The following is a 26,547-nucleotide window of genomic DNA, read 5'->3' as shown; positions in this document are numbered from 1 at the left end:
AAAAACAACAACACTCTGCCGTTATAAATTACGCTGGATAAAGCGGAAACACTCTTCTGCCGCTAAGGGTTTACTAAAGTAAAACCCTTGCACTAAGTCGCACCCCATACTCGACAATAATACCAATTGCGCCTCGTTTTCAACCCCTTCAGCGACCACAGTTAACCCCAATTCATGGGACATAGAAATAGTTGCTGCGCTAATGGCTGCATCATTCGAGTCGGTCTCAATATCCTTCACAAAGGATCGGTCGAGCTTTAACCTGTCTAAGGGCAAGAGTTTCAAATAGGATAAAGAGGAATATCCTGTACCAAAATCATCGATGGCGAGTTCGATACCATGTTGACGTAATTCCGCTAATAGGCGCGCATTCTGCTCAGGATATTGCATCGCCACACTCTCGGTAATCTCCAGCTCCAGTGCGCCTTTGCCCAACTTATGCTTCACCAGCACATTGGTAATATCGGCGACTATCGTATCCTTACGAAGTTGATGTGCCGACAGATTCACCGCCATTCGCAACTCAGTGGCACCCGCAGCGCGCCAAACAGCAAGCTGCGCCATCGCCGTTTCTAACACCCATTGGCCAATTGGGATGATCATGTCGATCTCTTCGGCAATGGGAATAAAACGGTCAGGCGCTATCATGCCAAATTCGGGATGCTGCCAGCGCACAAGCGCTTCGACACTGACCACTTGCCCGCTTCTAATATCAATTTGTGGCTGATAATGCAGCCGCAATTCATCGTTGGCGAGCACTTGCCTGAGGCCCGTTTCAATATGCTGGCGTTCAGTGATCAAGGTGTTCATTGCCGCAGTAAAGAATTGATAGTTATTGCGTCCAGCCGCTTTTGCGCGGTACATGGCCATATCAGCATTTTTCATCAAGGCTTCAACACTGTCACCATCATTGGGGAATAAACTGATCCCTATACTTGGCGATGAATGTAATGCTTGATTATTAATCACATAGGTTTGACTCAAACCACTGCGCAGCGCCTCGGCTAAACTGGCCACTTCATCATGGTTTGTATCAGACAAGGCAACCACAAACTCATCGCCCCCCAAACGCGCCACAGTATCATTATCACCAACGATGTATTTCAAACGTCGGGCCACCTCTAGCAGCAGTTGATCGCCCACATGATGGCCCAAGGTATCGTTGATATTTTTAAAGTGGTCCATGTCGATAAACATTACCGCTATTTGGCTGTGGGATACCAGAGCATCCTTAAACACCACTTCGAGGCGCGACTGCAAGCTCAGTCGATTAGGCAATAAGGTCAAAGAGTCATGATGGGCAAGGAAATGAATGCGTTCCTCACTGACTTTACGCTCACTGATATCGGTAAAGCTGCCAATATAGTGGCTCACGGCACCAGAATCATCCCGCACCACAGACATCATCAACCATTTCGGGAAATCGTAGCCTTGTTTATGCCTATCCCAGACTTCACCTTGCCAGAAACCCGTTTGCTCGAGGGCAGCACGGACTTGAGAATCGATACTTTTATCCGTTCGTTCAGCCTCTATAAAACGGCAGTTTTTACCAATAATGTCCTCTCGGGAATAACCCGTGATCTGAGAAAATGCGCTATTCACATCCACAATGATATCGTTGGCATCCATAATCGTGATGCCTTCACCACTCTGCTGAAATACTTGCGCCAAGAGATTTACCCGCGCAACGGTACGCTCCTGCTCGGTAATATCTTCGACAATAAACAAAATTAGCTGTTCACCATTAGCACCAGTAACTAAAGCCCCGTTGAGGCGCACCGCCACTAATTGGCCATTTTTATGTAAATAATGCTTCTGATAGGGACCGTAACGGCGCGTCTGCTTTAAGCGCTCTAATTGCTCAGTTTCACTTAATTGATAACGCTTTGGGGTAAGATCCCAAGGATCAAGTTGATTAAGCTCATCGAGTGAATAACCCGTAATCGCTTGAAAGGCAGGGTTAATCGCCACAAATTGACCATCGTCTAAACGTTTAAGCACATGCCCTACAGGTGCCTTATCAAACAAATTACGATATCTTTGCTCGCTTTCGACTAAAGTGGCCTGAAAAGCCTGACGACGGGCAATTTCCTTTGACAAGGCCATGGTTTTTTCCGTCACTTTCGCGGCAATACGTTGACGCTCACCGGAGGAAACCAATGTCATACCACCCACAACGGCACAGGTAATAAAGGCGAGCAGAAGCATCAGTAGCGATAAGCTAAAAGTATCGCCCATCAGCACCGCATAGGATTGATAAATCACTATGTGCCAATGACGATCCGCTAACATCAGGTTTGCCTGAAAATACTGCCCAGTTTTATCGCTGAAGAGCTTACTGCTAAATTCGGGAAACGATTTTCGAGTATTGCTATAAAGTAAGGTACCGCCCGCACTCATATCTGTCAGTTGCCACTGCAACCCTTTTACACTATCAACATCATCAATAATGCCTTGCAAATCAATTACGGCAGAACAAAACCCTGAGATCTTACCCAATCTGTCAAAAGCAGGAGCAATGAGTAAGGTGCCACCAGGGCCATTGGGATCTTGTGCTAATTGAATCTTGGCTGTCATCACGGGTGCTAACGTCGCACGCACTTTTGCGATGGCTGCGGCTCGCGTCGGCTCACTATTGAGATCTAATCCCAAGGCCGCTTCGTTACCTATCTGCGGCTGAATATACATCACAGGGACTAGCCAACCATCAGTATTCGCCTGCCAGCCTTCGGGACGGGTCACTTTGTAGGAACCACCAACCACAGAACGAATGGATGCCTCAAAACTTTGCTGATCGGCTGCCGCCACAAGCGGTGACCAAGACCAAGCTCTAAAGCCATCCTTCATCAACATATTGCGTTTGCCAAACTGTACAAACTCATCCTCAGAAACCTGCTCGCTATTGTCGAACAAGCTTGCTAAGGCAACAATTTGTTGGAGGTTCGCATCTTGAAAACTTTCAATATTGCTAATAATCGCATTAGATTGAACCAGAAACTTATCCTGTAACTGTTGGCGCTGATTCATATCTGAGTAGTAATAAATCCCCACGCAAAATAAAAAGCCCACCAGCAGAGGCACACCCGTCTGAATGCGGCGAGAACGCCAAATAACTCGCTTATCAAATAGCAACATAGTCAGAGGGATAAATATCACGGCACCGAGCAAATCCCCAGTCCACCAATTTATTAAACTACCCAGTAAATCGGACTGTGGAATCGTACCGTTAATCACTAAGGAGAAATTGCCAAAAACAGTCGCTACTGTACAAGTTAAAGCTAAACTCAAGCAGGATTTAATGACGGCGTTAGGATTATCTAGGGTGAATAAATGATCGACTCGCCCAAGAACATAGGCAGAAAGCACTGCCTGTATAGATGAGCCAATTGAAATCGCAAAGGGCAACCACCCCCAATGGATATGTCCGCTGATGTTGAGATTAATCAACAAAGAACCAATCAACACGCCAATCCAAGGCGCATATTCCTTCCATAAAACACAAGCGGCAATAGCAATACCTGCGGCAGGCCAAATTGCAGCAGAATATCCAGGCGGCAAAGCAATCATCAAACCAATTTTACCTACAATAACGTAAGCTAAGGCGATGAAAATGTTTACCTTAAGGTATGGGATAAATGACTTTATGTGTAGTCCTTCATGCTGACGCACTTCGAGAATTGAGAAGCATCATGCCCTACTCACAGGCTCAATCTCAAGCACATATCAGGGGCGAGATAAGTTCACAGTTTAATAATCGGTTTATCTAATGTAAATAGCGTAAATGACTGACACAATCACTCATTTAACGTGATGTTTTTATTTGGGATGCCGATCTCAAATGCACTTAATCACACAGCCAAACTTGGCGAGCCCAATCTTGCGACAAACAAGCTAACCCATCAAGACAACTATCGGCAACATTAGCCCTGCCATAGAAGTTAAGCCTAGTCTTTTTGCGGGTAAAGCAAACATGTTTATAGGGGCTGTAATCAACTCAATGACGCCACGAGCAAATCAACTTTAGTCAAAATGAATAAATGAGAGGCTTCACAATTTTTTATTTTATGAGAACAAAATCAGTTTAAATACTGTTAATCTTGTAAAACTAAAGATCTAATTTGGTTTTAATTAAGGTTTTTTTAATACTAAAGCCCTTTTACTACGGGGATCCGCTTTCATTCAATAGCCGCTTCTTGGTATCCTCCTGCCGCATAAAAAAGTTACATGCTGAATATTTTTTGTTCTGCCAACTGACTCCTTTTCCCGTTCAGCCGGACTCATTAATTGAAATTAGCTCTTAGCCAATTCATTGTTGAAAGATTGAACCTAACTATTCGGCTTTCAACCTTTAGCATGACAAATCTAACCCTGTTTTTCGGGTTATTGTTTGTGCTGCCTATTGCTGACGTTTTATCCGTGTTGATCGGCGGTTGTGTCGATATTAGTGAATTAATCAGCCTCAGCAATGGCTTTTTAGCCGAGTTTATCGGCGCTAGTTTGCTCAGCCTGTTATTACTCAATCCCCTCGTTATTCTGCAGTTATGGCATTTAATCGACTGCTGCTTCAAATTTTTCAATCATCTCGATTTAACTAACGCTTCACTTTTTTTAGCACCCCCAAGGCTAAAATCCCTCGAACATACCGCCCACGGTTGTCGCGCTCCGCCATTTTAACCCTCTGTTTTTAAATTAAAATTAAGCATTAAGCGCTGAAAGCGGATCTTAGATTTGCCTCGGAATGGCGGCACATTGTTGTGTCATGCCTCTTGGGTCTCAGGATTTGCGCTCAGATAACGCCGCTTAGTGTGACTGCCAGTTAACGCTTGGCAGAGTTGTAAACCTTAGGGTTAGAGGAATCTTCCTTTGTTAATTCGAAAATTAAGTAAAGCAGCAATCGCGGCAGTAGCACTCATGCTCGCGGGTTGTGATGGCGGAGTATTGGACCCTAAGGGCCAAATCGGTATCGATGAAAAACACCTGATTATCGTCGCCACCCTACTCATGCTCATTGTCGTTATCCCTGTGATTGCCATGACATTGTACTTCGCGTGGAAATACCGCGATGGCCGTGATCAGGAAATCTATGCGCCTAAATGGGCACACTCAACGGCGATTGAAACCGTAGTGTGGATAGTACCGATTGTGATCGTGATAGTGCTAGGTGTGATCACTTGGGGTTCGACCCATGATCTTGATCCATATAAACCTTTAGAACACGAAGCGAAACCCGTCACGGTTGAAGTGGTGTCGCTGGACTGGAAATGGTTATTCATTTATCCAGAACAAGGCGTGGCATCGGTCAATGAGTTGGCGTTCCCAGCCAATGTGCCGGTGAACTTTAAGATCACCTCTGACACTGCGATGAACTCCTTCTTCATCCCTCAGTTAGGCAGCCAGATTTATTCTATGGCGGGCATGACCACTAAATTGCATTTGATCGCTAACGAGCCAGGCACCTTCGACGGTATCTCGGCTAACTACAGCGGCGCTGGATTTGCGGGCATGAAGTTTAAAGCGATTGCCACTCAAACACCTGCTGACTTCGAGGCATGGGTTGCCAAGTTAAAACAACAGGGCAAGACATTGGACTCAGCGGCCTATGCCACACTGGCTAAACCGAGTGAATACAATCCAGTTGAATACTTTGGCTCAGTGAGCAAAGGGATGTTTGACCAAATCGTGATGCAATACATGCACATGGACTCACATGAGGGCATAAAAGGTCACGAAGGAATGGACATGCACGCAGGCATGGAACACATGGGCACTGAGCACACATCTGACATGGCAGACATGAAAGGTATGCACGACATGGCACATATGGCAGGCGAACACGCGATGGAAAATACACAGAACATGGCCGACATGGATAGCTCAACACCTTCTGTACCGTCATCAACACAGGACTCATCCACAGAACCTTTATCCTTAGAGCACTCATCCACCCAAAAAGTGGAGGCGGAGTAATCATGTCATTTCTCGGTAAATTAAGCTTAGATGCGATTCCGTATCACGAGCCTATCATCATGGTGACCTTAGCGGTCGTCGCAGTGGTAGGTTTGTATATCGCAGCCTTGATCACTAAACACAAAAAATGGAGCGTACTTTGGAACGACTGGTTAACCTCTGTTGACCATAAACGCCTCGGTATCATGTACATAGTGTTAGCTTTGGTGATGCTCATTCGTGGCTTCTCCGATGCCATTATGATGCGTACCCAGCAAGCACTCGCCACCAACGGCGCCGCAGGTTATCTGCCGCCTGAACATTACGACCAGATCTTCACCGCCCACGGCGTGATCATGATTATCTTTATGGCGATGCCATTTATGATAGGTCTGATGAACTTAGTGTTGCCGCTGCAAATTGGTGCCCGCGACGTTGCCTTCCCCTTCTTGAATAACCTCAGTTTCTGGCTGACCGCCTCTGGCGCTGTGCTGATCAATATTTCATTGGGTTTAGGTGAATTTGCTAAGACAGGTTGGGTGGCATATCCCCCCCTCTCAGAACTGGCTTACAGTCCGGGGGTTGGAGTCGATTACTATATCTGGGCACTGCAAATTTCAGGCATAGGGACAACCTTAACCGGGGTGAACTTTATCGCCACCGTACTGAAGATGCGTGCTCCAGGCATGAAGCTGATGCAAATGCCAATCTTCACTTGGACTTGTACTTGGGCGAACATTTTGATCGTCGCGTCATTCCCAATCTTAACCGCCGTGTTAGCCCTGCTGACACTCGACCGTTACATGGATTTCCACTTCTTCACCAATGACGGTGGCGGTAACGCCATGATGTATATCAACCTGTTTTGGGCGTGGGGACATCCTGAAGTTTACATCCTGATTTTGCCTGCTTTTGGTATTTTCTCCGATGTAATCTCAACCTTTACCTCTAAACGTCTGTTCGGTTACACCTCTATGGTGTGGGCGAGTGGTGCGATTTCAATTTTAGGTTTCATCGTTTGGTTACACCACTTCTTCACCATGGGCTCAAGTGCCAACGTCAACGCCTTCTTCGGGGTGATGACTATGGTGATTGCGGTTCCAACCGGGGTAAAACTGTTTAACTGGTTGTTCACTATCTACCGTGGCCGCCTACGTTTAACGGTGCCAGTGTTGTGGACGCTGGGCTTTATGGTGACTTTCACTATAGGCGGTATGACAGGGGTGTTACTAGCCTTACCAGGTGCCGACTACGTTCTACATAACAGTTTGTTTTTAATCGCACACTTCCATAACACTATTATTGGTGGTGCGGTATTTGGTTATTTAGCAGGCTTTGCTTACTGGTTCCCTAAAGCGACAGGTTTCCACTTGAATGAGCGTTTAGGTAAAGCGTCATTCTGGTGCTGGCAAATCGGTTTCTACGTAGCCTTTATGCCGCTGTACGTACTGGGCTTTATGGGTATGACACGCCGTATCAACCACATTGATAACCCAGCGTGGAACGTGTGGATCTACTTAGCCGCCGTGGGTGCTTGCATCATCATGGTCGGTATCATTCTGCAGTTTATCCAACTGTACGTGAGTATCCGTGACCGCGACCAAAACCGCGACACCACGGGCGATCCATGGAATGGCCATACTTTAGAGTGGTCAACCGCTTCTCCACCGCAGTTCTATAACTTCGCTAAGCTGCCACAGGTTGCTGATATTGATGCCTTTACCGATGCGAAAGAAAAAGGCGTGGCTTATCAAGGCCTCAAACACTATCAGCCAATCCATATGCCGAAAAATACCTCAAGCGGTATCTTAATGGCGCTGGGGATCACTGCCGCGGGTTTTGCCGCTATTTGGCACATTCTGTGGTTAGCCATTGTGGGCTTAGTGGGCGCGTTTATCGTGTTCTTATTCCGTGCCTATAACAATGACGTCGACTATTACGTGCAACCCGATGAAGTGGCTCGCATTGAAAATGCCCACTTAAACAATGTAGTAAGGGGCTGATATGAGTATTGCAATCCCAGCAGATTTAGAAGTAGCTCACGCAGAAGATCATCACGAACACCATGATACGAGTGGCAACACTCTGTTTGGTTTTTGGATTTACCTGATGACAGACTGCATTTTGTTTGCCTCGGTTTTCGCAACCTATGCTGTGCTCTACATGAACACGGACGGTGGCGTTTCGGGTAAAGACATTTTCGAATTGGACTTTGTGCTGATCGAAACTGCCGCCCTGCTCGTCAGTAGTATTACCTATGGCATGGCGCTGATTTTTGCTAAACGCCATAACAAAGCCGCGACCTTGGCTTGGTTACTCGTCACCTTCGCCCTCGGTTGTGTGTTTATCGGGATGGAAGTCTATGAGTTCCATCACCTGATTGAACATGGCAATGGCCCACAGCGCAGCGCTTTCCTGTCGTCCTTCTTCACTCTGGTAGGTATGCACGGCTTGCACGTGACCGCAGGTCTGATTTGGATGGCGATCATGATGATTGAAGTGGCGAAAACCGGTTTAGGTCATCGCAGCATCACCCGCCTGAGCTGCTTAAGCCTGTTCTGGCATTTCCTCGACATAGTGTGGATTTGTGTATTCACGGTCGTGTATTTATTGGGAGCACTGTAATGAGCGCACATAGTCATACTGATAAGCCTAGCCATGGCACTGACGATCTGGCCGCGAGCATTAAGTCATATCTAATGGGCTTTGTGCTGTCAGTGGTATTAACTGCCATTCCATTTTGGGCGGTAATGACCCATCACTTCGAGAAAGCGACCACCCTTAGCTTAGTGCTAGTGATGGCGATAGTGCAGATAGTGGTACATCTTAAGTACTTCTTGCACTTAGATTTCTCGAAAGAAGGCAAAGTGAACACCTTCTCCTTCCTGTTTACCGCCCTGATTATTGTCATGGTCGTCGGCTTGTCGGTGTGGATCATACTCGAAGCCAACGCTTTGATGATGTAACGAGAAACAGTCTATGCAAACACAAGACAGATTTATGTCACCGCAATACAAAGCACGCTTCAAAGGGTATGTGCAGGTGACTAAGCCTGGCATCATTTTCGGGAATCTGATTTCCGTTGCTGGCGGTTTTTTATTAGCCGCCAAAGGCGACGTAAATTTGGTCTTGATGCTGGCGAGCTTAGTAGGATTGTCCTTGGTTGTAGCCTCGGGCTGCGCTGTCAATAACTGTATTGACCGTGATATCGACGCCAAGATGCTGCGAACCTGCAAACGCGTAACCGTCACGGGCGAAATTGCCGTGGGTAACGTACTCGCGTTTGGACTCGCCTTAGGTGTGTTAGGCTTTAGCATCTTAGCCTTGTTTACCAATGCATTAGCCCTGCTATTTGCCGTTATTGGTTACATCGTTTATGTGGGGGTTTATAGCCTCTACATGAAACGTAACTCAGTGTACGGCACTTTAGTTGGCAGCTTCTCGGGCGCAGTACCGCCCGTGGTGGGCTATTGCAGCGTGACAGGGCAAATAGACATGGGCGCAGCTATTTTGCTGTTGATGTTCAGTCTATGGCAGATGCCGCATTCCTATGCCATCGCGATTTTCCGTTTTAATGACTATGCGGCAGCCAATATTCCTGTGCTGCCGGTTGCAGAAGGCATGACCAAAGCAAAACTGCATATCGTGCTTTATATTGCCGTGTTCGCCTTAGTCAGTGCGCTGTTACCACTCGCGGGTTACACAGGTATCGCCTTTATGGCAGTCACCTGTGCCACTAGCCTGTGGTGGCTTGCCATGGCATTAAAGGGTTATCGCCACGGCGTCGACATGCACCGCTGGGCTCGCCAAGTGTTTGGTTTTTCAATCATCACTATTACGGCGCTCAGTGTGACTATGGCGCTCGACTTCCAAGTTGTGAGTCAGGCACCACTACTCACTTTAGTGAAGTAAACCCTAAGCTTTCAGCTAGTTGTCTAGTCCTGAAATAAGTTGATAATACAAAAGCGCTAACCAAGATTAGCGCTTTTTTTCTCTTCTAAAACAGCCCCTGAAGCATCACTTCTAAGTGAACATCATTCGCCACCACATACCGGGTAGGCTAGTAAAGCCAGTCGTGTAGTGTTTTAACTCGCCATCTTTAAAGATCATAATAGTTGGCGTCGCCTGCAATGACCAATCACGGGCAATCTTGCTGTCACTATCGTTAATAGTGTCAAAGCCATAGCCTTGATGCTGAAGATATTTTCTCAGTTTCTCATCCTCCCCCGAATTCATGGCAACCGTCACCACGGGGTAATAGGCCGACATTTGATTGACTGCCGGGCTGACAAAATTACACACAGGGCACCAAGTGCCCCAAAAGTATACCAATACCGCCTGATCTTGGCTTAACTTGCCAATATCAAGCGCTTCCCCAGCCAACGTCGTCCCTTGGAGCTGCGGCAAATTATCCCGCGGGATATCTTTGCCGCGCCAGATGTCCATCACGCTGGTCACGATAAGGGCAATGAGCAGCCAAAGTGCCAGCTGCTTAATCCAGCCCAATATGCGTTTAGGTAAAGATGTCGAAACCTGTTCGGCGCTCATATTTTCAGTTTCCTTTGGCGGCATCTTAACTGCTCTTCTGCGTCTTATCTTTAGCGGCAATCGCGGCTTCAAGCTGCTCTTTTAACACTTCGTAAGGCACTAATCCGGGAATAAGCGTATCGGCCACTATCATACTTGGAGTGCCACCTATGCCTAACTCATTCATTAAATTAACATTGTCATCGACCATTTTAGCCACGCGCTCATCTGTGTTGCCGACCCAACGATCAGTTGCCGTCAGTTTAGCGACCTTAGCGATGGCGGCGGCATCGAGTCCACGCGGACTCGACATCAACATATCCTTCACCTTGAGATACTTTTCAGGCTCGTTTAACCAAACCGTTTGGGCAAAATCGACTGCCATTTTGGAGCCTTCGCCCTGCAGCGGCACCATTTTAACTATGATTTTTAACTGCGGAAATTCTTCAATCAGCTGGTTCAGCGAAGGCTCGATTTTCTTGCAGTATGGGCAGTTAAAATCGGTGAAGTACACCATCTCAATCTCAGATGTCGCAGCGCCCTTCCACGGATCGCTTTTGGTCTCATACATGGCTTTATGATGGGTCACAAGACTGGTTTGCATGGCTGTATTGGCACCCTCTTGCTCCCTTGCTTGCCACGCAATAATTGCTTCTCTCATTAGGTCAGGATCATTGATCAAGGCATCTTTAAGAATCGCTCGCACCTCTTGCTGCTGGGCAGCCGATAAACTGCTGTCCTTGGCATAGGCCATGGTGCTCACCGAAGGCAAGGAAACCACCAGCATTGTCATGGCGACACCCGAGACAACAAACATCTGTAACTTGCGATTTTTCCGTAAAGAGCTAAATTTCGACATTTGGGTGCCTCCAATGGCTTGAGTTTTCTGCATTGATTCAGTGTTGTTTTGTACTTCAATTGTCTGTTTCATAATCGATTTCCATTGTCTTAAGTCAGGGTTATCCCTGACCTGAGTATTTGTTGAGTGCCACTCGACTCGCTATTGAATGAGACTCGCCAGTGATATTGCCGAGTGACATGTCCGAGTGAATGGCTGTTCGTTAGCGTTATTTCCCTTCCGCTACGGATGACTTTTCAGGGGACGCTGAGGCCTGCTCAATCGCAGCAAGCACAAGGTCAGTCGATAGAATTTCCGGCAGCTCAATCCCCTGCGGTGCACCCGGGCCGTAAACCACGTTGAATGGCACCCCGAAACGATGATGGCTTTGCAGGTAGTGAGTAATGGGCTCAGAAGGCGTAGTCCAATCGCCTTTCATCGGCACAATATGCTGCTGTTGCAACAGGCTATAAACAGGGTCTTGCAAGATCACGCCAACTTTATTGGCCTTACAGGTGATACACCAATCGGCAGTCACATCGACAAATACTGTCTTGCCCTGGGCGACCTGCTGATTAATCAATGCTTGATCCAATGGCGTCCAAGCAAGATCCGCAGGTAAAGGTTTAGCCCACTGGTTCGCCGTCATAAATGCAATAACCGCCGACAGTAAAATGCCGATACCTAAGCAGCTCACAATGGTAATCGCGCCATATTTTTTAGCCATAAACACCATAAATATCAGTGTAATGACACCCGCTAACGGCCAGAGGTAGAGCACATCAATAAAGCTGGCCAACAAGCTAATCAGCCACAAACTGGTGATGAGCAACATGCCGGAGAAAAACACTTTAACTGTATTCATCCAGCGACCGGGTTTAGGGAAATAACCCGCCACTTGCGGAAATGCCGCCACAATCAACCAAGGGAACGCCATACCCACGGCCAACGCGGTAAAGATGGCAAACAGGCTCAGTACATCGGCGCCCAAAGCGAAGGCGACCGCGGTACCCAAAAATGGTGCACTGCACGGCGTCGCCAGTAGCGTCGCAAACATGCCCTGTAAAAAGTGCCCGCTGTTATTATTGCCGCCCGTTGTCGCTAACTTGGTTTGCACGTTAGAGGGTAAGTTAATCTCAAATACACCTAACATATTGAATGCAAACACTGTAGTCACCAGCGCCATAAAGCCGATAAACCAAGGGTTTTGGAACTGCACGCCCCAACCAATCGCCTGCCCCGTGAGCTTAAGCATTAAGATAAAGCCAGCGAGTAACCAGAATGAGGCCAATATCCCCAGCGCTGATGCGATGAACTGTTGGCGGATTTGATTACGCTTAAGATCAGGTGCAGCAACCACTGAACTGAGCTTCATGCCAAGCACTGGTAACACGCAGGGCATGACGTTTAAGATCAAACCACCGATAAGCGCTAACAAAATCATGCCAAATATCGAGGTACTTTCTTGGGTAATCACCACAGGCTTAACTTCGGCGCTGTATTCCAACGCCCGCTCGCTATCGGCGACAGTCATGTTCAGCGATTTGCCCAAAACTTCAGGCTCGCCCAGCCAACTTTTACCGCTAAAAATACCGACCAATTGCTTGCCGTTAACATCGCTTTCACTCGGTTTTAAGCTCACTAGCTTAAATGTGGTATCTGGCTCACCATCGATAATCACGGTTGGACTCTGCCAGTTGGCATCATTGAGTCTGATTTCAAGTTGACCTTTGGTTACATCCCAACCCATTGTCATCGCAGGATTTTGGCCCTCTTGGGTCAACACTTTTTGTGGCACAAGCGACACAGCCTTGTTGTAGGCCAACATGGCATCGGTATCTGCTTGCAGCGCATTGGGCGTGAAGTCGAGACTAATCTGATAATCCGTCAGTACACAGATAGTGGTACAGGTCGACAAGGTCACTTTGCCGCGCAGCTGAGTTGGGGCAGCGATATCATCGACTTTTAGGGTTAAGGGAAAGGTGGTATTACCTTTATAACCAAAGGTTTGTAACCCCAATAATGAGAATTCCTCTGGCGCAGGCCATCTCCAATCCACTTGCTGTAGATTGTGTGAGCCATCCCATTTTATCGTCGGCGCGATACCGCCTTCCCCAGGACTGCGCCAATAGGTTTTCCAATCGCCCTCAAGTTGTACTTCAAGCACAGCAGGCAAAGTATTCGTTGCAGGATCAACCTCCCCCGTTAGCATAAAACGTACTTTGGCTGGCGGGTGATTATCATTAACCAACCACCCCGTCGATGCGGCCATTAGCGACGGACTCGTCACTATCAAGGCGAGTATCCAGAATCTGGTTAACATGGATTTTAATGTACTCATTTTGTCCCCAAAATATGCATTAACTGTTTGTTATTCAATTGCATATTAATCTCTTCGATATATCGTCAGCATTTGCCATTGCAATACTTAAGCGCTGTTAGACCAAGCTAAGTTAAACAAGACTCTGTGATGCTGCGTGCATACTTACCTTGCTTCTAGGCCATATAAATATTGGCTAACGCTATGTTCTGGTTACCAATATCGTTATGGCTTAAGAAACATCAGCGTGATAGCAGGCTTAAGTTCAAGCAGTCAGATAGGGAGGTGTGATGTGTAAAATCGGATGTTCTGCAGCCGCTTAACTTTCTTTTCTACTGGCAAACTGGCGAGAAAAGTCAAATATTGACTGAGAGAAAGCATGCCTAAACAAACCCACCTATCAAATTGATAAATAAGTTTTTATTCTTGAAAGCGACAATATGTGAGATGTATTCGCCTAGGTTTAGCTTGATAACCTTGTATGGGTAACAGTGTTATCACGCGGGAGGCGCGGGGAAGTAACGGCAGTAGGAACAGCAGGATAAGAAATGGGATGGTACTCGGAGTGTCGATACAGGTTCGGATCGATTTCTCAGACAATTCACATTTTTTAGGTTCACTTTTGACCAGCTCAGTACCCGCCGCTTGAGCATCGGCGTGGCTAGCCATATTGTTTGAAGCTGAACTGGCGTTTAAAGCTGAGTTGGCGCTAAAACCAGCACCAGAAAAAGACGTAGCCGACATCGCTTGCGCGCTCGACTCCTTGAGCAACAAGTTAAGTATTCCACTATTTTGAGTCAAACAGAACAAGGTCAGAATGGTAAACACCATCACGCCCCATAAGTTGCCTGTTTGCTTAGTCGATAACTTAGAAATTTGGATTTCCCTTCGTCTTATTCTTTGATAATAAAGATAAAAAATGATTGTCTTTCAACAGATAGCTGAAGATAAGACCGGCGGATTGTAACAATAGTTCATCAACAAGCAAATTATTTTGCCTTGCCTGACTCAAGCCATAGTCCACCATTTCAATAAAACCGCGCTTTGCTGACAGATAATTTGAGTAACAACGACCTAAGGTCTTACCATCATACTCAACGAGTTTTTATGCTCTAACATATTGATTCTGAATAACTAGCCACAACTTAAGCAAAGCCCGCCAGAGTGACTCTTGTGCAGGCTTATTAATGACTGGAATCAAACTTTTTGCCTAAAAGATAAATACAGACAAAGCTTATGCAGAAAACCCACCATCAATCATCAAACTCGCACCAGTGATATAGCCCGCTTCTGGACCCGCGATAAAGGCGACAAAGCTGGCGATCTCTTCGGCTTTACCATAACGACCCAAGGCGCCCATCGCCTTAACGGGCTCAGATGAATCACCGTTATCAGGGTTCATATCGGTATCCACAGGTCCAGGCTGAATATTGTTCACCGTAATAGCTCGTGGTCCTAAATCCCGCGCTAATCCCTTGGCCAAACCGACTAAGGCCGATTTACTCATGCCGTAAATCGCACCACCTACAAACGGAATGCGCTCAGCGTTCGTGCTACCGATATTGATGATGCGGCCGCCGTCATTCATATGCAGCGCGGCTTCTTGACTGGCCACAAACACACTGCGCACATTAGTGTTAACAGTTCGCTCCCAGTCTTCTAGCGTCAGATTTTCAATGCTATCCCAAATCAGCGTACCCGCATTATTAACCACTATATCTAAGCCACCGAAATGCGCTTTGGTCTCGCGGATGGCACGACGGATCGCCTCAGGCTCTGTACTGTCGGCCTTAATGGCAATGGCTTGACCGCCATGAGTGATAACTTCGTCCACCAGCAATTGCGACTGCGCCTCAGATGAAACATAGGTAAAGGCAACTGCGGCGCCGTCACTCGCCAATCTTTTAACAATGGCAGCACCGATACCACGACTGCCACCTTGTACAAAAGCCACTTTACCTTGCAGATTATTTGACGATTTCATAGTTAGCTCACTCAATAGGGGGTTAAGGTTGATTGTATAGAAAAACCTTTTTAATCAATTACAAAATGACGTTCGCTTGTACGTTAACGCTCATTTTCATACTGTGGTAGTAGCTTACGCGATTCACTTGCCATGATTAAGTCACTAAAATGACATTCACTAAGTCCTATAAGGAATTAATTGCCGTGATAAATAATCAATTTGTTGAGATACGCCATTTCGTCACAGTTGCCCAGCTAGGCAGTTTTACCTTAGCGGCGCAGGCGTTAGGCATGACTGGTTCGGCGCTCAGTAAAAGCATAGTGCGATTAGAAACCCGCTTAGGCACTAAGCTGCTGCACCGCACCACAAGGCGTGTGAGCTTAACCAATGATGGCGATTCGTATCTCACAGATTGCCAAAATGCCATGGCAATTCTAGACAATGCACAGAGCCGACTCGGCAGCGAACAGCAAATTCCCTCAGGTCGAGTGCGAGTAGATTTACCTGTGACGTTTGGGCGGCGATATATACTGCCAACCCTATTATCACTGTCGCAAAAATATCCCAAGCTCGAGTTATCTATTACCTTTAACGATAGAGCGACTGACTTGTTCAGTGACGGCATTGATTTGGCGGTGCGTGTCGGACAACTCGGCGACACTGTGGATTTAGTCGCCCGTAGATTAGGAGAACAACGCCGAGTGATCTGCGCATCTCCCGCCTATTTCGCTCGACTTGGCACGCCACAAGGCAAAGAAGATCTCAGCCAGCACCAATGCATTGTCGGCTGGCCGCTTGGGCAGCAACATCGCTGGTTACTTAAAAATGAGGATGGGGTCACTGAGGCCTATGACATTCCAGTACGCCACGAAATAGCTGATTGCGAAGCCATTTTAGCGGCCACACTGGCGGGAGTGGGTTTAGCGCAAGTGCCGATATGGTTAGTTGAGGACTATCTTAAAACTGGTGAACTTATCTCGGTACTAGACGAACTCGCCAGTGACGACACACCCATCCACTTAATTTGGCTTAAAACTCCTTACCTCCAACCCAAGCTACGTGTGATCATCGAAGAACTGGTCGACTTAGCGAAAGCGCCCAAAAGCAGATTTAAGGCAAGATAAGTGAAAGGCCTCGACTGAGCGCGACCTTTCACTTTGGGACTAACGGCTATTTATTTTGATGTACAGATTGGTCATAGAGAGTGATCGCTTTGCTGAGCGCGTCAAAATCCGCCGAACACAAATACCGCTTTAAGCTTTCAAACTTTTCGGCAGGCCAATCGTAGATTTTTAACGCCAGTAACTCACTAATAACGTCTTTATCGAACCGATACTTGATTAATTTCGCGGGTGATCCCGCCATAATACTGTAGGGTTCGATATTTTGGGTGACAACACTATTTGCGGCAACAACCGCACCTTCACCTATCGTCACCCCTGGCATCAACATACATCTCATGCCTAACCAAGCCCCATCACCAATATGAGTATCACCTTTGCCTACGTAGGCCTCCTCGATGAAATCCATAAAGGGGGATAAACAAAACCAATCTGCTCTATGCGTATGATTTCCGCCCATTAAGATCACAACTTCGGCAGCGATACACACATAGTTCCCGATATAAAGTTTATCGATAGGCCACTTAGGCTCCCACTCACGGCTCACTTCATCGCCATGAAGATATCTCACCACAGATCCCTCAAAGCCAGCATCCCAGCAATCACTGTAATAGCTATGCTGACCTTTGACTATGATATTGGGATTGGTGACCACCTCGTGCAATAACTGAACTTTTGACCAATGCTTTTTCTGCATTGCAAATCCTCTTTATAAACAAAATTGTTAATACGAAACATAATGTTATGAGAAGTTTTACATTAGAATAGTCAGTGAATACGCGGCTGTTTTAGCAGAGGAATGAGTTTCATATAAAAAATCACAAGTGGGTATAAAAAAGAAAATAGCCCATAAAACTGAAATATCGACATGAGCTAAGCCGTTGTCACTGAAAGCATACAATGTTCGCGATGAGAAAAATCTTCGCTATTTCATCGCGGCTTTTACATAGACATCGAAACGGTTTTTCTTGGTTTCAATAACCGTATTAGGCTTAACCCCGTCCAAATCTTCGGCATAGTCTGGGCGCTTAACGACGACACGTTTAGTTGCTAAGGCTAAAGCTGGGGTGAGTAAGCCATCGGCATCTAAATCGGCACCGACTAAGGATTGGAATACACGCATTTCTTTTTTAACAAGGGCCGATTTATCACGATGGGGGTACATAGGATCGAGGTAAACCACATCCACCTCTTGTGCCAATTTCGATAGTGCTTCTAGGCTAGATCCATGAAACAGGCGCATCCGCTCACGCATCCAATCGCCAATTTCAGCATCTTGATAGGCGCGGCGCAGGCCGTCTTCAAGCAATGCCGCAACCACAGAATGACGCTCTACCATAGTCACTGTACAACCAAGGCTTGCGAGCACAAACGCATCACGCCCTAAACCCGCAGTGCCATCAACCACACTTGGTGTTACCCCTTGCTTCAATCCCACCGCTTTAGCGATAGATTGGCCGCGACCACCACCAAACTTACGTCTATGGGCGACGGCGCCAGTCACAAAATCCACCACTATGCCATCGAGCTTAGGCTCATCGCGTTTATGCAGTGATAAAGTATCTGATTCAAAACGCAATTCGAAGGTCGCATTCGCATCGTAGACGAGTTGCCAACGTGCACAAATATCCACAAGTGTTGGGTATTGCTGATTGAAAAAAATCGGGGTCACAGGCTGTCTTCTAACCAACGAAAATGATGGCCATTATGCCTAAAAATCTTGTTTATGAATATGCTAGTAAGCAAAACACATCACCAAGCTCACCACTGTATTAGCCAATTTGTCTCAGTGCGCCCTTAATAATTCAAACAAGTATCACACTGTAATATACTGATTTATAAAGGCAGCAATCTATTTGTATAACAGTTTAGTGATTTATGTTATATGTTACGTCCCCAGCCAACCTGCGTGACTTCCGTACGGGATAAGGACTTTTTTTGCTTCAATGGCTAAAAGGTTTTTTGTTTATCAGGGAGCAAGATTTTTTAAATCCTGACAAAACGATATTAAAAACCAGCTTATTGCGGATTATTCTGCTCAGTGGCGCCATCTTGACCACTAGCATAGTGCTGCATAGCTCTTTAATTGCGTATGAGTTAAACCTCACTTTCATTATCAGCATTACGGTCAGTTTTTTAACCGTACTATTCCTGTCTTTATGGTTTACGCGCAAATATTTACTCGTCAGCTCTATCAGCCTGCTGGCGATGGTTATTGCAGCCTGTTTATCTATGCTGTTGTTTATCCCTGACTTTAACTTATCGCAGGTAGGTATTACTTTCTTATATACCTTGCCCTTGATGGCGCTTTTCCTGTTTGGCAGAAAAGTCGCTTTTATTATGATGTGTTTCAACGTATTGCCTTTTTTACTGCTACTGCGTAACCAAAACCTGCCTCCCATTATCGATATTGATATCAGCCTACCTGCGACCCACGCTTATCTAAACGGTTTGCTGTTTATGTTTTTTAATATCTGTATCCCGTTGTCGGCAATGCGCCTGCTAAAAACCCAGAAAATCCATGCGCAGCAAATGATCCAGCATCAAAATGCACTGCAACATACATTAGACCAATATGCTGAAATCTTTGAAAATAATGGTACAGCCTCTTTCTTCTGCAATGAGGATGGAGTCATTCTCAACCTGAATAATGCCGCGAGGGAAATCGCTGGAGAAGTCACACTAAACAGCACTCGCCTATGTGACATTTTTGAACTTACCGAAGATACCAGCACGAATTTACTGGCGGCCTCGTTTCCGACCCATTTAAAGAACAATAACAGCACTAAATATCTGCTGCAAAAAGCCTCATTACAGCACCATGATACTTTGTTGTTTCACTGCCACGATGTCACAGAACAGGCAAACCATGCGATTGAGCTGAGTCGACTTAAAAAACACCACATCAGCACGCATTTCTATGATTTAGTGACGGGATTACCCAACGAAAATCACTGGTATAACCCAGCGCCAAGCTTGATCCATCAGGAAATGACCGTAGCCTTAATCAAAATTGATAATCTTAGCCAAATTAATGCTGCTTTCGGTATCAGCGTCGGAGATGCCATCCTAAAAGCCTTTGCTATTGAACTCAAAAATCGCTTTGGTCATATCGCAAAAATATACCGATTTAGAGGAGCATCGTTTGCACTCGAGTTTACTAGCCTGCCGCTTATCTCCCCTGAAAACCTAGCGCTACAATTACGCGAGCGTATTCCAACAAACCTACAACTTAAGCAAGAACAACAGACTGAATATCATCTCGAGTGCAGAGTCGGTTGCAGCTCAGGTAATAAAGCCTCACCGCAGCAAGCCGCGGAGCAATGTTTAATTGCCATAAAACAAACCACCCAAGCTAGCCCAGTGATGGTGTATTACATTGGTTTGATTAACAATCTGCTCGAAGCTTCATCGCAAAAAGCCAGAATCCGTGACGCGCTGAAACACAACCGCCTTGAAATGTGGCTGCAACCTAAAGTGATGGCCAATGGCCACATTACTAGCTTTGAAGCGCTAGCCAGAATGTTTGATGAAGACGGCACTATGATCATGCCGAACACTTTTATCCCCATCATAGAGTCATCTCAATTGCAGGCGATTTTTGCGATAAAAGTCTTCAGGCAATTACTACAACTGATCCGTTCTTGGCCTAAAAATGTACCTCTGGTCAGGATTGCCTTTAATTTATCTGGGCAAGATATTCTGTCGGATCGCTTCTTTAAAGTGTTGATCCAAACCTATATGAATCATCCTGAACTCATCCCATTGTTGGAAATTGAAATTACTGAAACCTCTGTATTTTCAACCCATAAAGAAACAGGCCGACGCCTAAACACCTTAGCTCGCATGGGGGTTTCTATCGCCATTGACGATTTTGGCACTGGCCATGCGTCATTAAGCCAGCTCATTGATATCAGTGCCGACACAATTAAAATCGACCGTTACTTTGTCAGTCAAATGGGCATTAGTGAACGCCATACCCAAATTGTTAACGCTGCCATCCTGTTAGCCAAGAGCTTAAAACTCAACGTCATTGCCGAAGGTATCGAAACCGAAGCCCAGTTATTGCAACTCACTGCGCTAGGATGCGAACAATTTCAAGGTTATTTATTCGGTAAACCCGCACCAGCGAATCTCTGGCTGAAAACCTTTCAAATGCAAACCCCCACACACTGGTTCGCCAATAAAAAGAGCGCCAACTGAGGCATTAAATTTACGCCTAGAACCATCGCAGGTATAATTGCCGACTGGCATTTGCCTCTCTTTGCTATATTTGCAAATTACTAGGATTACCCCATGTTAAGTTACCGCCATGGTTATCACGCTGGCAATTATGCCGATGTGTTGAAACACGCCATCTTGCTACAAACCTTGCAGCTGATGCACAAGAAAGACAAACCACTCGTGTATATCGATACCCACGCAGGTGCGGGTGGTTATGCTTTAAGCGATGAATTTGCACAGAAAACAGGTGAATACCTCGAAGGTGTAGCTAAGCTTTGGGATAAAACTGACTTACCACAATCGCTGCAGGACTATGTCGCCGCCGTGCGCCATTTTAATGAAGAAAATCCAGACGAACTCAACTTCTACCCAGGTTCACCCGCCATTATCGACATGGAGCTAGGACCTAAAGATCGCATGGTCTTGCACGAGCTGCACAGCACTGATTACGTGTTATTGGATGATTATTTCTGCGAAGACAGACAAGTTAAAGTGATCAAAGGTGATGGCCTAAAAGGCCTTATCGCCACAGTACCACCATTAGAGCGTCGTGCTCTGGTGCTAGTCGATCCTAGCTACGAGATGAAAACCGACTACCAAGATGTGGCCGAAACCCTGATAAAAGCACACAAACGTTTTGCTACGGGTGTGTTTATCCTGTGGTATCCAGTCGTAAATCGCGCTCAGACCGAAGGTATGCTATCGCGCCTCACCAACAGTAGCATTAAACGTCAGCTGAGAATTGAACAAGCCATTAAGCCCGATTCAGATGAATTTGGCATGACTGCGGCAGGATTATGGATCATCAATCCACCTTGGCAGTTAGACGAAATCGCAACTGAATTAATGGATTACTTGGGTAAAACACTTGGACAAGTGGACGGTAGCATTACCGTAAAATGGGAAGTCGGCGAGTAACATTCGACTCAAATGGCGGCGATGATCTCCGGATTTTCGCCACTTCATTTCAGCTTGCTAAACGTCCTTATGCTCGCGGTAACGCTTCAATAAAATTTTCACACGCTCAACATAGGCTTGGGTTTCAGGATAGGGCGGAATGCCATTGTACTGAACCACGGTCGTCGGCCCCGCATTGTAAGCCGCGCAGGCCAATGCGACATCACCATTGAACTGTTTTAGCATTTGTGCCAAATACTTACTGCCACCTAAGATATTCTCTTCGGGCAAAAATGCATTTGCCACACCCATCTCTTTTGCTGTTTCTGGCATCAATTGCATTAATCCCATGGCGCCAGTTCGCGAAAGTGCACGCGCATTAAAGGCTGATTCCGCGTGGATCACAGCGCGGATTAAGGCGGGATCAAGTTGATGCTTATGGGCTGCATGGGAGATCAAGGCATCATAATTAGCGGTAAATAGCCGAATACCATTCCAGTCTATGGTCGAATCGGGACGACAGGCAAAACAGTCATATAACAAAATTTGATACTGGTTATTTGCGGGGGCTTTGTCGGTAAATACGGTGACACCATTAGCTTGTTGGTATTGATAAATTTTGAGTTTTTCTAGACCTTCACTACTCACTATGCCGCTCTGTGAGTACCGCGCCACAATACGCGGCTTAGCTTTTTCGCGCGCCTCCTCAGCATTTGCATTTATCATCAAACTCGATATCAATAATAAGCACAGGCCTAGCCCCTCAAATCTGCAGGGCAATGAAAAGGCTGCAAAAGTCAGTGTACGAGCAAGCGCTGAGCGAGTAAGCAACATCAAAGTCCCGTGTACTGATTAAGTTTAAGTACTTCAATAATAGCAAAGAGTTGCTTCATTTCTCGGTTTATCTGACTAAATTCTACTGAAAAGGTTGCGCCATGAAAAATGGACTGCATTTGAAAATGCGTTCTGCGATTCGGCAGGAACAAAGTCAATTTATTGCGGAAAAATGCACATTGAATATTGCCATCGAAATGTTTGGCAAGCTCCTGTAAGCGCTCCATAAATGCCGTATTGAGCAAATAACGTGACTCGATTTGATCCGTTGAAAACACGTCGAACTCTTTTTCAAATTGCGGATCTTCAAGTTTGACTCGTACCAGTCCCGCATGGCTGTCGGACAGGAAATTGGCTAAACCACCGCGATCCCTCAGCACAACAGTATGACCCATAAACGCTTTATGGCTACTCAGCTCAACCACTAAGCCACGAAACTGGGTTTCCGTGCGGGTCACAGTTCTGCGCCTGCTGGTACTGACATCCAGCTCTTCGACTTGTACATTCTTGGTCAGGGTAAGCTCATTGACCGCCAACTCAACGCCCTTATAGCAGCCTTGTATATAGTCACCGAAGCTGACTTTGTCGTATCGCGGCAATACTTTAGCCGCAACGAGTCGATTCATGTCGAGGCGCATTTCGCGGCTATAAATAAAATCATCGCCGAAATATTTAAACATCAGCGGATAAATATCATTTTGAACCAAATGCTTAAACTCACGAGTCGGAGCAAAGCTCCACCAGCTTAATCCGACTAAAGCAAGCAATGGCAAAGGCGGGAAATAAGCGCCACCGCTGTAGTAGCCAATAACGGTGAGCAAGCTCAGCCCAAGCACTATCATCAAACTCAAATACAAACGTTTACGCGCCGCCTTAAGGCAAGCCACACGCTTAGTTTCATATTTGCGACTGATGGGCGCGATATGTTCTTCGTAATACGCTTCGAGTTGAGGTAGTTCGTCCAAATCCGCAGACAAACCAACAGGCCCCCGATAAGTCCGAATCGGGCTACCTAAAATAAAAGTGATGATATTCATATTGATGTCATAGTATTGCAGGGTGATAACTCACCCTGCACAGCTAAGCTTACAAGTATTCGGCCGCATCTATGGGCGCTTTTGCCGCTTCGCTCACCTCATAGAATGGCATCACTTTAATACTCGCCATAGAAGCGATAATCGAGCCGGGGAAGATTTCTACCGCAGTATTAAGCTCGGAAACTGCCGAGTTATAAAAACGCCTCGCAGCTGAGATATGTGCTTCGACCTCGTTATAGGTCTGCATCGCCTGCAACATAGTGTTGTCGGACTTGAGCTCAGGATAGTTCTCCACATTCACCATCAAGGTACTCATTTTGTCGTTCAACCGCTCAGCCTGAACTAAATGTTCTTTAACTGCGCTAGGGTCGGCCTTGTTGTAATTATGGCTTAGCAGAGTACGCAATTCGGTGATTTCAGTGAGCAGTGACTTTTCATGCTCCATAAATCGTTTAGCGATTTTTAGAATATTAGGCACAAGGTCGGCACGCTTGGTCAGCTGTACATCGATACCCGACAAGGCTTCGAGCGCTGTATTGCGCTTTTTGACTAGGCTGACGTACCAAAGATAGGTCACGATAAAAATCAGCGTTAATCCCAATAACAATTTTTCCATCTTCCATCCTTAGGTTTCTTATTCTTGTTAATAGGATACAGCTAACCATAAATGAGTGAAAATTTCACCTGCGGGCTGATTAAGACAATGAAATTACTCGCTGGTCAGAGCTGGCGATGTTATCTAACGAGCAATCATCAACGAAACTGGCCATATTCAACGATGAAAAGTGATCATCTGCATAAAAAACAGCATTTAACCTATAAATTTATCGATATTCAGCTCCGATACAGCAAACAACGTCTATAGTGATATGGCACAACATTAGAGCATCCAATTTTGCTCGTGAATACTGGACTCCTCGAGAGTCCATTTTTTTATCCTAATTTTCGCCCTCCTCACTTCAACACAGTCAATAGCAACATTTAAGTTTCAATTAAAACTTAACAATCATACTTTGCCGCTAATTTTTTAACTTTTACCTTAGCTTTCACTCCGAGTCTTGCATCTAGAGTTATCCCCTCAGCCACGTCATCCACAATCGGCCGTCGGCAATGTCTCGAGTCTGTTATAGGGTCAAAATATTGCGCTGCGTAAAGGTCGACATAAAGGAAGGACGATGAGTTTTAATTCCGGCGATATTCCCCCACAAAAAGCTTCTGAACCCAATCCACAACAGGGCGATATCAGCTCTAGTGGTTGGTTTGTACGTTTTCTCAATATTGTTGAACGCTTAGGCAATCTGCTGCCCCATCCAATCACCTTATTCGCACTGTTCTGTGTTGCAGTGGTCATTATTTCAGGTATTGCGGGCTACTTTGGGTTAACCGTGGTTGATCCTAGACCTATTGGCTCACACGGCCGCAGTGCCGACGGTTTAATCCATGTGGTGAGCTTGATGAACGCCGAAGGTTTGCGGATGATTGTCTCGCATCTAGTGACCAACTTTACTGGCTTTACACCGCTCGGCACTGTACTCGTGGCGCTACTCGGCGTCGGGATTGCCGAACGCTCAGGCTTATTATCTGCGGCTATGCGCGCCTTAGTCATGGGTGCCTCTAAACGATTAGTCACTGTGACCATAGTATTTGCCGGCATTATGTCCAACACCGCTGCCGAGCTTGGCTATGTGGTACTTATCCCTATGGCGGCGATGATTTTCCACTCCCTTGGCCGCCATCCACTTGCAGGTTTAGCTGCCGCTTTTGCCGGAGTTTCAGGAGGTTATAGCGCTAACTTATTGCTTGGTACTGTCGATCCCTTGCTATCGGGCATTACCGAAGCTGCGGCGCGTATGATAGATCCTCAATACAACGTCGGCCCAGAAGTAAACTGGTACTTCATGTTTGTCTCCACCTTTGTGATCACTTTCCTTGGCGCCTTTGTCACAGAGAAAATCGTCGAACCTAAGTTAGGTCAATACCAAGATGATGATGCAGACGAAACCGTACTGCAATCGATGGAGAGCATCAGTGCTATTGAGAAACGCGGCTTAAAATGGGCTGGGTTATCTATGTTAGTGCTCGCGGTTATTTTAGCGATTTCAGTCGTACCAGAAGGCGCACCGCTGCGCCATCCTGAAACCGGTCTCATCTCAGGTTCGCCATTCCTCAAGGGCATAGTCGCCTTTATCTTTATCTGTTTTGCCATACCGGGCTTTATTTACGGCAAAGTAGTGGGCAGCATCAAAAATGATAAAGATGTCATCAATGCCATGTCCCACAGCATGAGCACTATGGGCATGTACATCGTCCTCGTCTTTTTCGCCGCGCAGTTTGTCGCCTTCTTCAACTGGAGTAATTTAGGCGCAGTATTGGCGGTGTTAGGTGCCGATGCACTGCAATCCATAGGCTTGACGGGCCCAATCGTATTTTTGTTCTTTATTATGCTCTGCGGCATTATCAACTTGATGCTTGGCAGTGCCTCGGCCCAGTGGGCCATTACCGCTCCTATTTTTGTGCCTATGCTCATGCTGGTTGGTTATGCGCCCGAAACGATTCAAGCGGCGTACCGTATTGGGGATTCGGTGACTAACTTAATCACACCTATGATGAGTTACTTTGGCTTGATCTTAGCGGTTGCCTGTCGTTACCAGAAAAACCTAGGGATAGGTACGCTGATCGCCACTATGCTGCCGTACTCGCTCGTGTTTTTCGTGGGTTGGACAGCGTTCTTCTTCCTGTGGGTATTTGGCTTTGGTCTGCCCGTTGGGCCAGGAGCCGCGACTTACTACACGCCTTAATCGCAATAAAAAAGGCGTCGATGATGAAGTCGACGCCCT

Annotated in this window: 21 protein-coding genes; 10 read left to right on the top strand and 11 right to left on the bottom strand. The window is 46.3% G+C overall.

The annotated features are described in order from the left end of the window. Positions 1-21 precede the first annotated feature (21 nt). The gene (locus tag L5M37_RS13665) at positions 22-3,669 is read right to left on the bottom strand and encodes an EAL domain-containing protein (protein ID WP_263200838.1); all 3,648 of its coding nucleotides are present in this window, start codon (positions 3,667-3,669) and stop codon (positions 22-24) included. A gap of 615 nt (positions 3,670-4,284) precedes the next feature. Here L5M37_RS13665 and L5M37_RS13660 point away from each other — a divergent pair. The 6 genes from L5M37_RS13660 to cyoE all read left to right on the top strand — a co-directional run bounded on the left by L5M37_RS13660 (position 4,285) and on the right by cyoE (position 9,858). Beyond that, positions 4,285-4,674 (top strand): hypothetical protein, encoded by a 390-nt coding sequence (locus L5M37_RS13660; RefSeq protein ID WP_198572438.1) that lies wholly within the window; start codon positions 4,285-4,287, stop codon positions 4,672-4,674. Between the two features lie 189 nt (positions 4,675-4,863). Continuing rightward, the gene (gene cyoA / locus L5M37_RS13655) at positions 4,864-5,967 is read left to right on the top strand and encodes a ubiquinol oxidase subunit II (RefSeq protein WP_263200836.1); all 1,104 of its coding nucleotides are present in this window, start codon (positions 4,864-4,866) and stop codon (positions 5,965-5,967) included. Positions 5,968-5,969: 2 nt separating this feature from the next. Continuing rightward, positions 5,970-7,949, top strand: a complete 1,980-nt coding sequence (cyoB, locus tag L5M37_RS13650) for a cytochrome o ubiquinol oxidase subunit I (RefSeq protein WP_263200835.1) — start codon at positions 5,970-5,972, stop codon at positions 7,947-7,949. A 1-nt stretch (position 7,950) separates the two neighbouring features. Further along, positions 7,951-8,571 (top strand): cytochrome o ubiquinol oxidase subunit III, encoded by a 621-nt coding sequence (gene cyoC, locus L5M37_RS13645; RefSeq protein WP_011787513.1) that lies wholly within the window; start codon positions 7,951-7,953, stop codon positions 8,569-8,571. After that, the gene (gene cyoD / locus L5M37_RS13640) at positions 8,571-8,912 is read left to right on the top strand and encodes a cytochrome o ubiquinol oxidase subunit IV (protein ID WP_011787512.1); all 342 of its coding nucleotides are present in this window, start codon (positions 8,571-8,573) and stop codon (positions 8,910-8,912) included. Before cyoC ends, cyoD begins: the two co-directional genes overlap by 1 nt. A gap of 13 nt (positions 8,913-8,925) precedes the next feature. After that, complete coding sequence (gene cyoE, locus L5M37_RS13635) at positions 8,926-9,858, top strand: heme o synthase (protein ID WP_263200833.1); 933 nt, start codon at positions 8,926-8,928, stop codon at positions 9,856-9,858. Between the two features lie 111 nt (positions 9,859-9,969). On the opposite strand, the gene L5M37_RS13630 is transcribed toward cyoE, so the two are convergent. The 5 genes from L5M37_RS13630 to L5M37_RS13610 all read right to left on the bottom strand — a co-directional run bounded on the left by L5M37_RS13630 (position 9,970) and on the right by L5M37_RS13610 (position 15,615). Beyond that, complete coding sequence (locus L5M37_RS13630) at positions 9,970-10,494, bottom strand: protein disulfide oxidoreductase (protein WP_263200831.1); 525 nt, start codon at positions 10,492-10,494, stop codon at positions 9,970-9,972. Positions 10,495-10,519: 25 nt separating this feature from the next. After that, positions 10,520-11,404, bottom strand: a complete 885-nt coding sequence (locus tag L5M37_RS13625) for a thioredoxin domain-containing protein (RefSeq protein WP_263200829.1) — start codon at positions 11,402-11,404, stop codon at positions 10,520-10,522. Between the two features lie 136 nt (positions 11,405-11,540). Next, positions 11,541-13,652 (bottom strand): protein-disulfide reductase DsbD family protein, encoded by a 2,112-nt coding sequence (locus L5M37_RS13620; RefSeq protein WP_263200827.1) that lies wholly within the window; start codon positions 13,650-13,652, stop codon positions 11,541-11,543. 399 nt (positions 13,653-14,051) lie between these two features. Further along, entirely contained in the window at positions 14,052-14,462 is a 411-nt protein-coding gene (locus L5M37_RS13615) for a hypothetical protein (RefSeq protein WP_263200825.1), read from the bottom strand. Between the two features lie 403 nt (positions 14,463-14,865). Next, positions 14,866-15,615 (bottom strand): 3-oxoacyl-ACP reductase family protein, encoded by a 750-nt coding sequence (locus L5M37_RS13610; RefSeq protein WP_263176904.1) that lies wholly within the window; start codon positions 15,613-15,615, stop codon positions 14,866-14,868. Between the two features lie 185 nt (positions 15,616-15,800). Here L5M37_RS13610 and L5M37_RS13605 point away from each other — a divergent pair, with 185 nt between their 5' ends. Next, positions 15,801-16,721, top strand: coding sequence for a LysR family transcriptional regulator (locus L5M37_RS13605; protein WP_263200823.1), 921 nt, complete (start codon positions 15,801-15,803; stop codon positions 16,719-16,721). 46 nt (positions 16,722-16,767) lie between these two features. On the opposite strand, the gene L5M37_RS13600 is transcribed toward L5M37_RS13605, so the two are convergent. Both L5M37_RS13600 and L5M37_RS13595 read right to left on the bottom strand, forming a co-directional pair. Continuing rightward, positions 16,768-17,415 (bottom strand): CatB-related O-acetyltransferase, encoded by a 648-nt coding sequence (locus L5M37_RS13600; protein WP_263200821.1) that lies wholly within the window; start codon positions 17,413-17,415, stop codon positions 16,768-16,770. Positions 17,416-17,643: 228 nt separating this feature from the next. Continuing rightward, a complete protein-coding gene (locus tag L5M37_RS13595) occupies positions 17,644-18,390 on the bottom strand; it encodes a class I SAM-dependent methyltransferase (protein WP_263200820.1) in 747 nt (248 codons plus the stop codon). Positions 18,391-18,656: 266 nt separating this feature from the next. Between L5M37_RS13595 and L5M37_RS13590 the strand changes: the two genes are divergently transcribed. Both L5M37_RS13590 and L5M37_RS13585 read left to right on the top strand, forming a co-directional pair. Next, positions 18,657-20,921: a GGDEF domain-containing phosphodiesterase gene (locus L5M37_RS13590; protein ID WP_105250693.1), complete on the top strand. Its 2,265-nt coding sequence runs from the start codon at positions 18,657-18,659 to the stop codon at positions 20,919-20,921. Between the two features lie 93 nt (positions 20,922-21,014). Beyond that, positions 21,015-21,860 carry a 23S rRNA (adenine(2030)-N(6))-methyltransferase RlmJ gene (locus L5M37_RS13585; protein WP_263200819.1) on the top strand — a complete coding sequence of 282 codons (846 nt, stop codon included), beginning with the start codon at positions 21,015-21,017 and terminating at the stop codon, positions 21,858-21,860. 57 nt (positions 21,861-21,917) lie between these two features. On the opposite strand, the gene L5M37_RS13580 is transcribed toward L5M37_RS13585, so the two are convergent. From L5M37_RS13580 to L5M37_RS13570, 3 genes are read right to left on the bottom strand one after another with little or no spacing between them, the layout of a single operon-like run. Then, entirely contained in the window at positions 21,918-22,673 is a 756-nt protein-coding gene (locus tag L5M37_RS13580; RefSeq protein ID WP_263200818.1) for a lytic transglycosylase domain-containing protein, read from the bottom strand. After that, complete coding sequence (locus L5M37_RS13575) at positions 22,673-23,710, bottom strand: DUF3137 domain-containing protein (protein WP_131524448.1); 1,038 nt, start codon at positions 23,708-23,710, stop codon at positions 22,673-22,675. Before L5M37_RS13575 ends, L5M37_RS13580 begins: the two co-directional genes overlap by 1 nt. A 49-nt stretch (positions 23,711-23,759) precedes the next feature. Beyond that, positions 23,760-24,326 (bottom strand): LemA family protein, encoded by a 567-nt coding sequence (locus tag L5M37_RS13570; protein ID WP_131524447.1) that lies wholly within the window; start codon positions 24,324-24,326, stop codon positions 23,760-23,762. 559 nt (positions 24,327-24,885) lie between these two features. On the opposite strand from L5M37_RS13570, the gene L5M37_RS13565 reads away from it, so the two are divergent. Continuing rightward, positions 24,886-26,508, top strand: a complete 1,623-nt coding sequence (locus L5M37_RS13565; RefSeq protein ID WP_131524446.1) for an AbgT family transporter — start codon at positions 24,886-24,888, stop codon at positions 26,506-26,508. The last annotated feature ends 39 nt before the right edge of the window (positions 26,509-26,547 follow it).

This window comes from Shewanella sp. SM69 (genome assembly GCF_025653985.1).
Lineage (GTDB): Bacteria > Pseudomonadota > Gammaproteobacteria > Enterobacterales > Shewanellaceae > Shewanella > Shewanella oncorhynchi.
The sequence above is the reverse complement of the archived record's forward strand: the minus strand, read 5'-3'. Positions and strand labels throughout refer to the sequence as shown.

What these genes read in the sequence shown, in the direction of transcription:
- cyoB (WP_263200835.1), top strand. Translation starts at nt 5,970, where the DNA reads ATGTCATTTCTCGGTAAATTAAGCTTAGATGCGATTCCGTATCACGAG.
- cyoC (WP_011787513.1), top strand. Translation starts at nt 7,951, where the DNA reads ATGAGTATTGCAATCCCAGCAGATTTAGAAGTAGCTCACGCAGAAGAT.
- cyoD (WP_011787512.1), top strand. Translation starts at nt 8,571, where the DNA reads ATGAGCGCACATAGTCATACTGATAAGCCTAGCCATGGCACTGACGAT.
- cyoE (WP_263200833.1), top strand. Translation starts at nt 8,926, where the DNA reads ATGCAAACACAAGACAGATTTATGTCACCGCAATACAAAGCACGCTTC.
- L5M37_RS13630 (WP_263200831.1), bottom strand. Translation starts at nt 10,494, where the DNA reads ATGAGCGCCGAACAGGTTTCGACATCTTTACCTAAACGCATATTGGGC.
- L5M37_RS13625 (WP_263200829.1), bottom strand. Translation starts at nt 11,404, where the DNA reads ATGAAACAGACAATTGAAGTACAAAACAACACTGAATCAATGCAGAAA.
- L5M37_RS13620 (WP_263200827.1), bottom strand. Translation starts at nt 13,652, where the DNA reads ATGAGTACATTAAAATCCATGTTAACCAGATTCTGGATACTCGCCTTG.
- L5M37_RS13615 (WP_263200825.1), bottom strand. Translation starts at nt 14,462, where the DNA reads ATGGTGTTTACCATTCTGACCTTGTTCTGTTTGACTCAAAATAGTGGA.
- L5M37_RS13610 (WP_263176904.1), bottom strand. Translation starts at nt 15,615, where the DNA reads ATGAAATCGTCAAATAATCTGCAAGGTAAAGTGGCTTTTGTACAAGGT.
- L5M37_RS13600 (WP_263200821.1), bottom strand. Translation starts at nt 17,415, where the DNA reads ATGCAGAAAAAGCATTGGTCAAAAGTTCAGTTATTGCACGAGGTGGTC.
- L5M37_RS13585 (WP_263200819.1), top strand. Translation starts at nt 21,015, where the DNA reads ATGTTAAGTTACCGCCATGGTTATCACGCTGGCAATTATGCCGATGTG.
- L5M37_RS13580 (WP_263200818.1), bottom strand. Translation starts at nt 22,673, where the DNA reads ATGTTGCTTACTCGCTCAGCGCTTGCTCGTACACTGACTTTTGCAGCC.
- L5M37_RS13575 (WP_131524448.1), bottom strand. Translation starts at nt 23,710, where the DNA reads ATGAATATCATCACTTTTATTTTAGGTAGCCCGATTCGGACTTATCGG.
- L5M37_RS13570 (WP_131524447.1), bottom strand. Translation starts at nt 24,326, where the DNA reads ATGGAAAAATTGTTATTGGGATTAACGCTGATTTTTATCGTGACCTAT.
- L5M37_RS13565 (WP_131524446.1), top strand. Translation starts at nt 24,886, where the DNA reads ATGAGTTTTAATTCCGGCGATATTCCCCCACAAAAAGCTTCTGAACCC.